This window comes from Sphingomonas hylomeconis (assembly GCF_025370105.1).
Lineage (GTDB): Bacteria > Pseudomonadota > Alphaproteobacteria > Sphingomonadales > Sphingomonadaceae > Sphingomonas > Sphingomonas hylomeconis.
Map to the genome: position 1 here is coordinate 396,273 of NZ_JANQBK010000003.1, position 12,204 is coordinate 408,476.

Below are 12,204 nucleotides of genomic sequence, written 5' to 3' on the forward strand. Positions count from 1 at the left end.
CAAGCGGCGATCGATCGTTCTCGCCACCCCGGGGTTGCAATCGTCGGGGTGCCTGCCGACTTGGCACTGGACCGATCGCGATCTTGCCCGATCCGAACAAATATGGAACACGTCCCCGCATGCTGACCCATATCTCCGTGCGCGGCGCGCGCGAACATAACCTCAAGGATGTCTCGATCGACATCCCGCGCGATACGCTGACGGTGATCACCGGCCTGTCCGGCAGCGGCAAGTCGAGCCTCGCATTCGACACGATCTATGCCGAGGGCCAGCGCCGCTACGTCGAATCGCTCTCGGCCTATGCGCGCCAGTTCCTCGAGCTGATGCAGAAGCCGGACGTCGATCATATCGAGGGTCTGTCGCCCGCCATCTCGATCGAGCAGAAGACGACCAGCCGCAACCCGCGCTCCACGGTGGCGACCGTCACCGAGATCTACGATTACATGCGCCTGCTGTGGGCGCGCGTCGGCATTCCGTACAGTCCGGCGACCGGCCTGCCGATCGCCGCGCAGACCGTCAGCCAGATGGTCGATCGCGTCATGGCGCTGCCCGAGGGCACGCGGCTGTACCTGCTCGCGCCGGTCGTGCGCGGCCGCAAGGGTGAGTATAAGAAGGAACTGCTCGAGTGGCAGAAAGCCGGCTTCACGCGCGTGCGCATCGATGGCGAGATCTACGAGATCGACGAGGCGCCGGCGATCGACAAGAAATACAAGCATGACATCGAGGTGGTGGTCGATCGCCTGGTGGTCGGCGAGGGCGTCGCCACGCGCCTGGCCGAGAGCTTCGAGGCGGCGCTGAAGCTCGCCGAAGGTCTGGCCTATGTCGACCCGGCCGATCCGGTCGAGGCGCACACGCCCAAGCAGGAAGTGCTCGGCGACAATGCGCCGCCGGGCCGCATCGTGTTCAGCGAGAAGTTCGCCTGCCCGATCTCGGGCTTCACCATCGCCGAGATCGAGCCGCGGCTGTTCTCGTTCAACGCGCCGCAGGGCGCCTGCCCGGCCTGCGACGGCCTGGGCGAGAAGATGCTGTTCGACGCCGATCTCGTCGTCCCCAATCACGGCCTCAGCATCAAGAAGGGCGCGGTCGTCCCCTGGGCCAAGTCCAATCCGCCGAGCCCCTATTACATGCAGGTGCTGGGTAGCCTCGCGCGCGAACTGAAGTTCGATCTCGACGCCGCCTGGGCCGATCTCGACGCGCAGGTGCAGGATGCGATCCTCTACGGCACCAAGGGCAAGCCCGTCACGCTGACCTTCATCGACGGCAAGAAGTCGTATGACGTCAAGAAGCCGTTCGAAGGCGTGATCGGCAATCTCAACCGCCGCCTGATGCAGACCGAATCCGCCTGGATGCGCGAGGAACTGAGCAAGTATCAGTCGAGCGCCCCGTGCGAAGTGTGCCACGGCGCCCGCCTCAAGCCCGAGGCGCTGGCGGTCAAGATCGGCATGCGCGACATCTCGTCGGTCACCCGCCTCTCGGTGGTCGATGCGCTCGCCTGGTTCGAGCAGGTGCCCAGCCAATTGGGCGACCAGCAGAACGCGATCGCCGAACGTATCCTCAAGGAAATCCTCGAGCGGATCGGCTTCCTCAACAACGTGGGCCTCGATTACCTCAACCTCAACCGCACCAGCGGCACGCTTTCGGGCGGTGAATCGCAGCGCATCCGGCTCGCGTCGCAGATCGGCTCCGGCCTGTCGGGCGTGCTCTACGTGCTCGACGAGCCCAGCATCGGCCTGCACCAGCGCGACAACGACATGCTCTTGAAGACGCTGCGCCGGCTGCGCGATCTCGGCAACACCGTGCTCGTCGTCGAGCATGACGAGGACGCGATCCGCACCGCCGATTACGTGATCGACATGGGGCCGGGCGCCGGCGTCCATGGCGGCCAGGTCGTCGCCCAGGGCACGCTCGAGGAAGTGCTCAATACCGAAGGCAGCATCACCGCCGATTATCTGATGGGCCGCCGCGAAGTCGCCGTCCCCAAGACGCGCCGCAAGGGCAACGGCAAGAAGCTCACCGTGCACAATGCCGTCGCCAACAATCTGCGCGGCGTCACCGCCAGCCTGCCGCTCGGCACCTTCACCTGCATCACCGGCGTCTCCGGCAGCGGCAAATCGAGCTTCACGATCGACACGCTATACGCCGCCGCCGCGCGCGAGCTGAACGGCGCGCGCATCGTGCAGGGCAAGCACGACAAGATCACCGGGCTGCAATATCTCGACAAGGTGATCGACATCGATCAGTCGCCGATCGGCCGCACCCCGCGCAGCAACCCCGCCACTTATACCGGCGCCTTCACGCAGATCCGCGACTGGTTCGCGGGGCTCCCCGAATCCGCCGCGCGCGGCTACAAGCCCGGCCGCTTCAGCTTCAACGTCAAGGGCGGCCGCTGCGAGGCGTGCCAGGGCGACGGCCTGCTCAAGATCGAGATGCACTTCCTCCCCGACGTCTACGTCACCTGCGACGTGTGCCACGGCCAGCGCTACAATCGCGAGACGCTGGAGGTGAAGTTCAAAGGCAAGAGCATCGCCGACGTGCTCGACATGACGGTCGAGGATGCGGTCGAATTCTTCAAGGCGGTGCCGCCGATCCGCGACAAGATGGCGATGCTGGTCGAGGTCGGCCTCGGCTACGTCAAGGTCGGCCAGCAGGCGACGACTTTGTCGGGCGGCGAGGCGCAGCGCGTGAAACTCGCCAAGGAACTGTCGCGCCGCGCCACCGGCCAGACGCTGTACATCCTCGACGAACCCACCACCGGCCTGCATTTCGAGGACGTGCGCAAGCTGCTCGAAGTGCTCCACCAGCTGGTCGAGCAGGGCAATACGGTGGTGGTGATCGAGCATAACCTGGATGTGATCAAGACGGCCGACTGGGTGCTCGATCTGGGGCCGGAGGGGGGCGTAAAGGGCGGCGAGATCGTCGCGCAGGGCACGCCGGAGCAGGTGGTCAAGGTCGCGGCGAGCTTTACCGGGCGGTATTTGAAGCCGTTGTTGGGGAAGAGGTAGCGTAAAAAATTGTAATGAAGTAGCTTGATATCGCAAATTTCTAGGGATGAGCGATGCAAGATATTCATGCGCTAAAGTATCCAGAACTTGTATTTGGTATTGCTGGTCCGATCGGTATAGATATCGATGCGATCGTAAGAACCCTTAAGGACGTTTTGAGCACGGTCGCGTACAGAAGTGCACTGATACGAATAACCGATGAAATTACGTCGATTGAATCAGAGGTAGGGAAGCCGGTAAACCCTACATTTTATAATATGATGCGTTACAAGATGGCTCACGCAAGCGCCATATGTCGCGATAATTCTGATCCCGCTTATTTGATGCGTCTCGCCATTTCGGCGATCATTCGAGAGCGTTCGCGGTTGATTGAGACCTCCGAAAAATACCTCGAAAACGACGATGATGAAGAAAAGAGCGTCGTCAGCCACATTGATGAAAATTTACCATCGACGTTTATCCAGTTGTCGGGAGAAGGTCACGAGATATCTTACAGATCTGCATATATAATCAGGCAAATTAAAAGACCTGAAGAAGTAGCATTGCTACGTAAGGTGTATGGTGCGCAGTTCTTTTTAATATCAGCGTACGGTGGCGAGAAGAGTCGCGCTAAGATTCTCAGAGCAAAGATAAAACAGACTGATTCTGCTACGCTCACCGACGCCCGAGAGGCATATCTTGCCGGTCAGCTTATTGAGCAGGACATGAGCGAGGATCAAGACTCATTTGGGCAGCATACAAGAGAAGCATTTCATCTTGCTGATGTTGTGATCGACGGTGTTAATAAAGCTAAAATGCAAAACAATACCGAACGATTTATAAACGCAGTATTTGGCTTGAACGAAATAGCTCCTACAAAATCTGAGTTCGGAATGAATGCTGCTTACATGGCTTCGTTGCGATCTAGCGATTTGTCCAGGCAGGTAGGGGCTGCCGTTTTAACAGATGCCGGAGAATTGATTGCTCAAGGGTGCAACGAAGTTCCAAAAGCGTTTGGCGGTACGTACTGGGATGGCGAAAGCCCCGATTTCCGAGATATAAAAATTGGGCAGGACTCGAACGATATACTTAAGGTGGACGTTCTAACAGATTTAGTTGAAATAATGAAAAAGCACGGTCTTTTGTCCGAGAAAATCTCTAAAGCTGGGTCGCCGATGCAAATTGTTAGATTTTTGATAGGGCGAGAGGCTGGAATCCCAGAGTTTGAGAGTATTAGGGGCGCACTCAAAAACTCAAAAGTGATGGATTTGACCGAGTACGGTCGAGTTGTTCATGCCGAAATGAACTCTATCTGCGACGCTGCGAGGACTGGAGTGGCGCTCCGCTCCTCAAAGTTGTTTACGACTACATTTCCTTGTCATAATTGCACAAAGCATATTCTAGCGGCAGGTATTAAGGAAGTGGTTTTTCTAGAGCCGTATCCGAAAAGTAAAGCAAAAGAACTCCATAATAACGAAATAGAAATCGAAGGTTCATCCAGAGACAAAGTAAACTTCGTTCCATTTTTAGGAATTACCCCGGCTCGCTATGAGAGCGTTTTCCAAAAATCAAAGCGCAAACGAGACGGGGTTGCTGTGAGATGGCAGCATGGAGGACCTGCGCCGATGGTTGAAGTGTCTTCCCCCGCCTACTTGGATTACGAAAAGCTTGTTATTAGACGTGATGAGGCTGATGACGATGCGATAGAGGATATTTCTCTGCCGGCGGAAACGTGATGTAATGACCGCTGATTACTCGGTGCGGCGCGCAGTCCGCAGCGCGCCGCGCCTGGACCAGCCCCCAACGCTCTCCCGCACCCGCAACAACAGCCAATCCGGGATCGCTCCGTAAAACGGCGTGCCATCGTCCAGCACGCGCACATCCGGCCCCGGCCAGCGGAAGCTGTTGACCTCGCTGGTCACGATCCAGCTCCGGTCGCGATCCAGCCCGAGGTCGCGCTTGACGGTCGCCGGCATCTCCACCGCCATCGCCGCGCGCTCGGGCGCGCTGTGCGTCAAGGGTGCGACCAGCACGCGCACCCGGTCGCCCGTCTCCTGCGTCGCCAGCACGACTACCGCCGGGCGGTCCTTCAGTCCTTCTTCCTGCCCCGCCGCCGCCTCGCGCGCCCACAGATAGGCGAAGGACAGGACGTCACCCGGCTGCGGGATCGGCCAGCCGCCGCCCGGCCTCGCGCGAGCGCTCGCCGGGTTCGGCGGTGAGGATGGCGTCGAGGGTGTCGTCATCAAGGTCCTCCGTACGGATTACCTGACGGTCGCGGCGAAGAAGGCGCTCATACTCGTTCAGCGAGATCATCACGATCCGCGTCTGCCCGTGCCGCTGGATACCCACCGGGCGAAGCATGGCCTCGTCGGTGTAATAGCCAAAACGGCTAGCGGCCTCTTTCGCCGAAACCTCCAGAAGAGTTTCGGTCATGGCGGTTATCCCGAGTTACGGTTCGTCGGTTGACGTTACGACAGCAAAGCTGTAAATTGGCCATAATACGGCTTTCGCGGATTGTCTAGCTGTCAGTGGGCTTTCTCACACCACCCAAGGCTCCACCACCCCGCTCACCAGCAGCAGCGCGCACGTCATCGCCAGCAGCGCCACGTTCCACTTGCGCCCGTCCACCCGCAGCAGCGCGATGAACAGGCCGATGATCGTCAGGCCACTGATCAGGTAGATCAGCGTCATCGTGTCCGCGCCCGCCGTCGCCGGCACTTCCGGCAGCGGATGTACCTCATCCAGCACGATCCCGCCGATCCAGCTCGCCACATTGGCCGCGAGTAGTCCGCCGATCACCAGCCGGTTCTGCTTGTCGTACCAGTCGTCGAAATCGGGCCATTCCTCCGGCGCGTCGGGGAAGATCAGCGTCGCGGCGAGATAATAGACGCCGACCATCGCCAGCACGCCGATCAGCGTGATGTAATTGGCGCTGATCTGCTCGCGCGCGTCCCAGGCGAGCAGCCAGAAGCTGGTCAGATCGAGCATCACCAGCAGCCCGAGCAGCGGCGTCATCCAGCCGACCCGCACCGGCTTGCTGCCGCGTTTCAGTTTCACCGTGCGCGAAAAGCCGCCCAGCACCTCGGCAAAGGCGAGGCCGAGCAGCAGGCCGTAAACCGCGAAGACCAGTTCGAATGGACTCATCATTTCCCCCCTGTGGCGCCGCCCCCCCGGGCCGCGCGGCTATCCGGCCGGCGTCGCGCGCTCCTTCTCCCGGCGCGGCTTGTCATATGGCGTGAAGGTCGACAGGCGGCAGATCGCGCCGCCGATCAGTTCGCCCGGCTGGCGCGCCTGGAACTGGTCGTTTTCACACATCTGCGTGCCGAACGCGCGGACCACCAGCACCGAGTCGGTGCGCAGTGACGGGCAGGCGCTGGCCAGCGTGTTGACCCACACGCGGCGCCCGGACTGGGTATAGATCAGCGTATGATCGTCGACGATCTGCGGCCCGCTGACGGTCGATCGGTCGATGCAGCGCTGCGGCGCGCCGGCGCTGCGCCCGGCCAGCGCCTCGGCCATCGCGCGATCCGCGCGCGACGGGTCGGCGGGCAGCGAGCTGCACCCGGCGATGCCGGCGATCAGGGGCAGCAGGATCAGCGCACGCATCGTCTTTCTCCTATTGTCTCATCGACATAGCCGATTGCGGCTAGCCGCGAAACGCATCCTTTGCCGCGCGCCGCTCGGCCAGTTGCTCGGCCGAGGCGGCGCGCAGGAACGGGTTGGTCGCCAGTTCCTTGGCGATCGTCGTCGGCAGCGTCGGCTGGCCCGCCGCGCGCGCCGCGTTCACCTCGGTCATGCGCGCGCGGATCGCGTCATTGTCCGGCTCGGCGGTCAGCGCGTAGCGGCCGTTGCTCTGGGTATATTCGTGCGCACCGTAGACGATCGTTTCGGGCGGCAGCGCGGCGAAGCGCTGCATGTTGGCGAACATCTGCGCGGCGGTCCCTTCGAACAGCCGCCCGCAGCCCATCGCGAACAGCGTGTCGCCGGGGAAGAGCAGCCCGTCCTCGGCCAGCGTGAAGGTGATATGGCCGGCGGTATGGCCCGGCGTCTCCAGCACGGTGGCGACGTGCCGGCCGAGCGTCACCGTGTCGCCCTCGGCCAGCGCGACGTCGAGCGTCGGGATGCGCGCGGCTTCGGCGGCGGGGGCGCTGACGATCGCGCCGTGCGCCGCCTTGATCTCGGCATTGCCGGCGGTGTGATCGGGGTGCCAGTGCGTGTTCCAGATCTGCCCGATCGTCCAGCCGCGCGTCGCCGCCGCGGCCAGCACCGGCGCCGCCTCGGACGGGTCGATCACCACCGTCGCGGCGGCGACGGGATCGTGCACCAGCCAGATGTAATTGTCGCTGAGCGCGGGGATGCGGACGATCTCGAGGTCGGTCATGACAGGGTTCCTAAAGCGGCGGCGCCGAGCCGCGCGGTGATCGTGGCGGCGGGGTCGGCGCGGGCGAGCGCCACGCTCTGCCCGGCCCAAAGCGGGGAATAGTCGCCGCGCCCGTCCGCTTCGGCCACGGCGCGCAACGGGGCGAGCGCGGCGCTGGCATAGGGGAAGGGGGGTGCTGCCGGGTTGCTCGGCCCCAGTGCCTCGATCAGCCGGTTGCGCAGCGCCCGCGCCGGGCGGCCGGAGAACAGCGTGGTGAATACGCTGTCGTCGGCGATCGCCGCGGCCAGGCGCGCACGGTGGACCGCGCCGGTCAGTGCCTCGGGCGATTGCAGATAGGCGGTGCCGATTTGCACCGCAGCGGCGCCGAGCGCGATCGCCGCGGCCACGGTGCGCGGATCGGCGATGCCGCCCGCCGCGATCACCGGCACGTCGACCGCATCGACGATCGCCGGCACCAGGGCCGCCAGCCCGATCGGCTGGTGCCCGGCGAGGAAATAGCCGGCATGGCCGCCCGCCTCGTGCCCCTGCGCGATGATCGCGTCGCAGCCGCGCGCGGCCAGCGCCTGCGCCTCGTCGACATTGGTGGCGTTGCCAAACACCCGCGCGCCGCTCGCCTTCACGCGCGCCAGCAGCGGTTCGTCGGGCAGGCCGAAATGGAAGCTGACGATCTCGGGGCGTATCGTCTCGACCGCCGCGGCCATCGCCGCATCGAACGGCCGGCGCAGCGGCGCGGCGGCGGTCGGCGGCGATACGCCCTCCGCGGCGTAGAACGGCGCCAGCGCCTGCTGCCACGCCGTCTCGTCGGGCGGCGGCGGCAGCGTGTGGCAGAAGAAGTTGAGGTTGAGCGGCCCGGTCGCCGCGGCGCGGATCGCCTTTACCTCGGCGATCACCGTCGCCGCATCGAGCAGCGCGCAGCCGAGCGACCCGACCGCGCCGGCGCCGATCGCGGCGATCGCCAGGTCGCGGCCGCCAAAGCCTGCCATCGGCGCCTGGACCAGCGGCAGCCGCGCGCCGCTCAGGTCCAGGAACGCGCCGATCGCCGCCGTCACCATTCGCCGGTGTTCGGCATCGACTTCCACGGTTCGGCCGGCTCGAGCACGCCGTCCTGCAGCAGCTCGATCGAGATATTGTCGGGGCTGCGGACGAACGCCATATGGCCGTCGCGCGGCGGGCGGTTGATCGTCACGCCGCCATCCATCAGCCGCTGGCACGTCTCGTAGATATTCTCGACGCGGTACGCGAGATGGCCGAAATTGCGCCCGCCGCTATAGGTTTCGGCGCTGCTGCCGTCCTCGGGCGGCCAGTTGTAGGTCAGCTCGACTTCGGCGCGCGCGCGTTCGCCAGGACCCTTCATGTCCTCGGGCGTCGCCAGGAAGATCAGCGTGAAGCGGCCCTGTTGGCTGTCCATGCGGCGCACTTCCTTGAGGCCGAGCAGCTCGAAGAAGCGGATCGTCGCGTCGGGATCGGTCACGCGGATCATGGTGTGGAGATAGATCAAGGGATGCTCCTGCAGATGATAGCCGCAAGATAGGGGCCGGCACGCCCGGCCGCCAGTCCGCGGCGATTATGATGGCGCGCGCGTCCTATTCGTGAAACGCTGGGCGGGTGGCCGATCGTTCCGGGCAGGGGGACCAATGATGCGCATCCGATCGATAGTGGCGGTAGCGGTGGCGTTCGCCTCGATCGCGGTCCTGGCCGGCATCTTCCTGTCGCAACCTGCCCCCCCGCCGGCTGCCGCGCCCGGCAATGCGGTCGATGTGGTTGCCGCACCGACGACGCCGGCCATGCCGCCGGTGGCGCGCCCGGTTCAGGATCGGATCGCCTCCTCCGCGCCGCCGGCCGTGACGGCCGTGGCGCCGTTTCCAGACGATCCGGCGATCGGTGCGTCGCTCCCGCCCAGGGGGCTGACCCCGCGCGATTTCTACGAGCGCATCCGCGCCGAGCCGCGCGACAGCGAATGGGCGCCGCGCATGGAGCAGGCGATCAAGGCCGCGCTGGTCCCGATCCCCTATGTCGCCACCGGCGCGTCGCGGATCGTCTGCCGCTCCAGCCTGTGCGAACTTTATGGCGAGACGGTGCGCGACGCCAGCATGGCCAATGTCAACGTCGCGATGCAAGCGCTGCAGGGCCCGCAGCTACGGGATCCGCTGAGCAAGCAGGGTCTGTCGAACGAAGCGGCGGTGTTTGGCGGCGGTTCGGCCAGCTCGACCTTCACGCTGTACTTCGTGCGCAAATAACCAGCCCATCCGTGCCGATCATCGGCGCCGCGTTACGGCTTGGCGGTGTCGAACTGCGCCAGCGCGGCCTGTGCGCGCTTGCCCGCCTCGCTCGCCGGCGCGCGGGTCGCGGCCTGTTGCCACGCTGCCTTGGCACCGGCCTCGTCGCCGGCGACGGCGGCGATATTGCCGGCCTCGAGCTGCACCGAGGCATCGTCGGGCGAGCGTTGCAATGCCTCGGCAATGTCCTTTCGCGCGCGCGGCAGATCGTCCATCCGGCGCGCCAGCGTCGCCGATAGCAGCCAGGCGAGCGGATCGGCGGCGGCGTCGAGCAACGCCGGATCGATATCGCTGCGCGCGCCGGCAAGATCGCCTGCGGCGACCTGCGCGCGGGCGCGATCGAGCAGGGCCTCGCCGCGGTCGAGCCCCTCCAGCGTATTGCTGGCGAGTGCCGCATCCAGCGCGGCCCGCGCCTTGGTCGCGTCCTTGGCGGCAAGCCAGGCATTGCCGCTCTGCGCCCAGTACAAAGCGGCGCGCTTGTTCTTGGCCAGTTCCGCCGCGCGCGCCGCGGCTTCGAATTCGCCGGCGGCCGCCGCCCATTTGCCGTCATTTGCATAGGCCATGCCGAGGCATTGCCGCGCCAGCGCACCACCGCCGTTCAGCCGCCAGCGGCCCGCCTCGGCGGCCGCCGCGCGCGGATCCTTGGTGGCGAGATCGACGCAGGCGTCGAACCGCTCCTGCAGCGAGGGGGCGGGTGGGCCGGCCTGGGCGGCGAGCAACAGCAGGGGCAGGATCATAAGCGGTGTATCACATCCTCGACCGCCCGGATGATCACCGCGATATCGGCATCGCGCGACAGGCGGTGGTCGCCGTCCTTGATCAATACCGTCTGCACGTCGGCTGAACGCAATAGTTCGGCGAGCCGCGTGGTGCGCGGATAGGGTACGTCCTTGTCGAGCTGGCCCTGTACCAGCCGCACCGGGCCATCGACCGCGATCTGCCCGAACATCAGCCGATTGGCTTCGCCCGACGCCCAGAAGGCGTTGGTATAGACGGTCGGCGCAGGACCATAAGGCGACACGCGTTCGAGCCGGCCGGCGGAGAGGATCGCCAGCTTCTCGTCGGTGGTGAAGCCCCAATCGGTAAAATCGGGCGCCGGCGCCACGCCGACCAGCCCGGCGACCAGCTCGGGGCGATCGCGCGCCACGAGCAGCATCAGCCAGCCGCCCAGCGACGAGCCGACCAGCACGGCCGGGCCGTTCGCGAGATGCTCGAGCATCGTCACCACATCCGATTGCCAGCCGGCCAGCGTCTGGTCCTCGAAATTACCCTCGCTCTGGCCGCAGCCGCCATAATCGAAGCGCAGGAACGCGCGCCCTGCGGCCTTGGCCCAGGCTTCCAGCGCCAGTGCCTTGGTGCCCTGCATGTCGCTGGCATAGCCGGGCAGGAACACGATCGTCGGGCCGGTACCCTCGGTCAGGTGATAGGCCAGCCCGGGGCGGGCGGCGGGCGGCGGTGCGGCGGTGTCGGTCATGGCGCCGGACTTAGGCAATGGGGCGCGAACTTTACAGCCCTAGAAACGGAATTCGGGCTTCTCGACATCCTTGTCGGACGGGCAGATGCCGCGCAGCGCGCGCCATTGCTCCGGCGTCAGCGCCGGGCGGTAGGTGCCCTTGGCCGATTCCGCGAACGCCTTGGCACGGCCGCTGGAGACGGGATGGCTGGCGAGATACGACAATGCCTGCGCAACGCCGTCCTTGCCTTCCTTGCCGCCCAGCCGGCGGAAGAAACCGGCGGTCGGCAGCGGCGAAACGGTCGCCGCGCGCAGCATGCCGATGGCGAAGTCGTCGGCGCGGGATTCGGCGCTGCGCGAATAGCTCGAGGCGAGCAGCGCATGGGTATAGCCGCCGACATTGCCGTCGAGCCCGCCGAGCAGGACGCTGAGGCCCATCTGGCGCAGCAGCGATTCCATCACGTCGCGATTCTTCACATGGCCGATCTCGTGGCCGAGCACGCCGGCGAGTTCGTCCGGCGATTTGGCGGCGCGCAGCAGGCCATCGAAGATCACGATCCGGCCGCCGGGCAGGGTCACCGCGTTGACCACCGGCAGGTTGACGACGCGCACGTCGATCGCCGCGTCGTCGGCGTCGATCCGCTGCACCAAGGCGGCGAGCGCGGCGGGGCCGTCGCCGCCGTTGCAGGTGCGCCCGCCGAGATCGCCGACCATCAGATCGCCCAATTGCCGCTCGACCGATGGCGGCACGGCGCGCGCGACCAGCGCCGGCGTGCGCAGAAACACGACGACCGCGACCGCCGCCAGCAGCGCGAACACGGCAAGCGAGGGCCACAGGCCGTAGCGGTCGATGATGCGGCCGTAGCGATATTGCCGTGGCAGCAGCCGGGCGAGCTCGTCGGGCACGCCGCCGGCAAAGCCGATGCGCCAGCCGGGGCGTCGGCGCAGCCCGTAGACCACGTCGCCGCCCACGGTGTCGCGCGGCTCGAGATCGGCCAGGGCATGGCTGTCCGCCCCGTCCGACAGGCGGAAGCGATCGCCCTCGATCACCAGATCGGCCATCTGGCGCACCGCGGTGACGCCGTCATAATGCCACACCGGGTACGTCACGGG

13 protein-coding genes are annotated in these 12,204 nt (G+C 65.3%); 3 read left to right on the plus strand and 10 right to left on the minus strand.

Features of this window, described 5'->3' with window-relative positions; translation table 11 throughout:
• Nucleotides 1–119 precede the first annotated feature (119 nt).
• Both uvrA and NV401_RS05635 read left to right on the plus strand, forming a co-directional pair.
• A complete protein-coding gene (gene uvrA / locus NV401_RS05630) occupies nt 120–3,002 on the plus strand; it encodes an excinuclease ABC subunit UvrA (protein ID WP_261293411.1) in 2,883 nt (960 codons plus the stop codon).
• A 53-nt stretch (nt 3,003–3,055) separates the two neighbouring features.
• Complete coding sequence (locus NV401_RS05635; protein ID WP_261293412.1) at nt 3,056–4,717, plus strand: anti-phage dCTP deaminase; 1,662 nt, start codon at nt 3,056–3,058, stop codon at nt 4,715–4,717.
• Between the two features lie 15 nt (nt 4,718–4,732).
• On the opposite strand, the gene NV401_RS05640 is transcribed toward NV401_RS05635, so the two are convergent.
• The 7 genes from NV401_RS05640 to NV401_RS05670 all read right to left on the minus strand — a co-directional run bounded on the left by NV401_RS05640 (nt 4,733) and on the right by NV401_RS05670 (nt 8,842).
• Entirely contained in the window at nt 4,733–5,224 is a 492-nt protein-coding gene (locus NV401_RS05640; protein WP_261293413.1) for a type II toxin-antitoxin system PemK/MazF family toxin, read from the minus strand.
• Entirely contained in the window at nt 5,133–5,414 is a 282-nt protein-coding gene (locus NV401_RS05645; RefSeq protein WP_261293414.1) for a type II toxin-antitoxin system Phd/YefM family antitoxin, read from the minus strand. The genes NV401_RS05640 and NV401_RS05645 overlap by 92 nt, the downstream gene beginning before the upstream one ends.
• A gap of 105 nt (nt 5,415–5,519) precedes the next feature.
• Nucleotides 5,520–6,128, minus strand: coding sequence for a hypothetical protein (locus NV401_RS05650; RefSeq protein WP_261293415.1), 609 nt, complete (start codon nt 6,126–6,128; stop codon nt 5,520–5,522).
• Between the two features lie 36 nt (nt 6,129–6,164).
• A complete protein-coding gene (locus NV401_RS05655; protein ID WP_261293416.1) occupies nt 6,165–6,587 on the minus strand; it encodes a DUF6491 family protein in 423 nt (140 codons plus the stop codon).
• Nucleotides 6,588–6,627: 40 nt separating this feature from the next.
• Complete coding sequence (gloB, locus tag NV401_RS05660; protein ID WP_261293417.1) at nt 6,628–7,362, minus strand: hydroxyacylglutathione hydrolase; 735 nt, start codon at nt 7,360–7,362, stop codon at nt 6,628–6,630.
• Nucleotides 7,359–8,414, minus strand: coding sequence for an NAD(P)H-dependent flavin oxidoreductase (locus NV401_RS05665; RefSeq protein WP_261293418.1), 1,056 nt, complete (start codon nt 8,412–8,414; stop codon nt 7,359–7,361). Before NV401_RS05665 ends, gloB begins: the two co-directional genes overlap by 4 nt.
• The gene (locus tag NV401_RS05670; protein WP_261293584.1) at nt 8,408–8,842 is read right to left on the minus strand and encodes a VOC family protein; all 435 of its coding nucleotides are present in this window, start codon (nt 8,840–8,842) and stop codon (nt 8,408–8,410) included. The genes NV401_RS05665 and NV401_RS05670 overlap by 7 nt, the downstream gene beginning before the upstream one ends.
• 154 nt (nt 8,843–8,996) lie before the next feature.
• Between NV401_RS05670 and NV401_RS05675 the strand changes: the two genes are divergently transcribed.
• The gene (locus NV401_RS05675; RefSeq protein ID WP_261293419.1) at nt 8,997–9,599 is read left to right on the plus strand and encodes a hypothetical protein; all 603 of its coding nucleotides are present in this window, start codon (nt 8,997–8,999) and stop codon (nt 9,597–9,599) included.
• Nucleotides 9,600–9,631: 32 nt separating this feature from the next.
• Here NV401_RS05675 and NV401_RS05680 read toward each other — a convergent pair whose 3' ends face one another.
• The 3 genes from NV401_RS05680 to NV401_RS05690 are packed head-to-tail and all read right to left on the minus strand — an operon-like array spanning nt 9,632 to nt 12,201.
• Entirely contained in the window at nt 9,632–10,375 is a 744-nt protein-coding gene (locus tag NV401_RS05680; RefSeq protein WP_261293420.1) for a tetratricopeptide repeat protein, read from the minus strand.
• The gene (locus tag NV401_RS05685; protein ID WP_261293421.1) at nt 10,372–11,112 is read right to left on the minus strand and encodes an alpha/beta hydrolase; all 741 of its coding nucleotides are present in this window, start codon (nt 11,110–11,112) and stop codon (nt 10,372–10,374) included. Before NV401_RS05685 ends, NV401_RS05680 begins: the two co-directional genes overlap by 4 nt.
• Nucleotides 11,113–11,151: 39 nt before the next feature.
• Complete coding sequence (locus tag NV401_RS05690) at nt 11,152–12,201, minus strand: M48 family metallopeptidase (protein WP_261293422.1); 1,050 nt, start codon at nt 12,199–12,201, stop codon at nt 11,152–11,154.
• Nucleotides 12,202–12,204: the final 3 nt, after the last annotated feature.

Excerpts from the sequence above, each read along its gene's own strand:
- uvrA (WP_261293411.1), top strand. The coding sequence starts at position 120 with ATGCTGACCCATATCTCCGTGCGCGGCGCGCGCGAACATAACCTCAAG.
- NV401_RS05635 (WP_261293412.1), top strand. The coding sequence starts at position 3,056 with ATGCAAGATATTCATGCGCTAAAGTATCCAGAACTTGTATTTGGTATT.
- NV401_RS05640 (WP_261293413.1), bottom strand. The coding sequence starts at position 5,224 with ATGACGACACCCTCGACGCCATCCTCACCGCCGAACCCGGCGAGCGCT.
- NV401_RS05645 (WP_261293414.1), bottom strand. The coding sequence starts at position 5,414 with ATGACCGAAACTCTTCTGGAGGTTTCGGCGAAAGAGGCCGCTAGCCGT.
- NV401_RS05650 (WP_261293415.1), bottom strand. The coding sequence starts at position 6,128 with ATGATGAGTCCATTCGAACTGGTCTTCGCGGTTTACGGCCTGCTGCTC.
- NV401_RS05655 (WP_261293416.1), bottom strand. The coding sequence starts at position 6,587 with ATGCGTGCGCTGATCCTGCTGCCCCTGATCGCCGGCATCGCCGGGTGC.
- gloB (WP_261293417.1), bottom strand. The coding sequence starts at position 7,362 with ATGACCGACCTCGAGATCGTCCGCATCCCCGCGCTCAGCGACAATTAC.
- NV401_RS05665 (WP_261293418.1), bottom strand. The coding sequence starts at position 8,414 with ATGGTGACGGCGGCGATCGGCGCGTTCCTGGACCTGAGCGGCGCGCGG.
- NV401_RS05670 (WP_261293584.1), bottom strand. The coding sequence starts at position 8,842 with ATGATCCGCGTGACCGATCCCGACGCGACGATCCGCTTCTTCGAGCTG.
- NV401_RS05675 (WP_261293419.1), top strand. The coding sequence starts at position 8,997 with ATGATGCGCATCCGATCGATAGTGGCGGTAGCGGTGGCGTTCGCCTCG.
- NV401_RS05680 (WP_261293420.1), bottom strand. The coding sequence starts at position 10,375 with ATGATCCTGCCCCTGCTGTTGCTCGCCGCCCAGGCCGGCCCACCCGCC.
- NV401_RS05685 (WP_261293421.1), bottom strand. The coding sequence starts at position 11,112 with ATGACCGACACCGCCGCACCGCCGCCCGCCGCCCGCCCCGGGCTGGCC.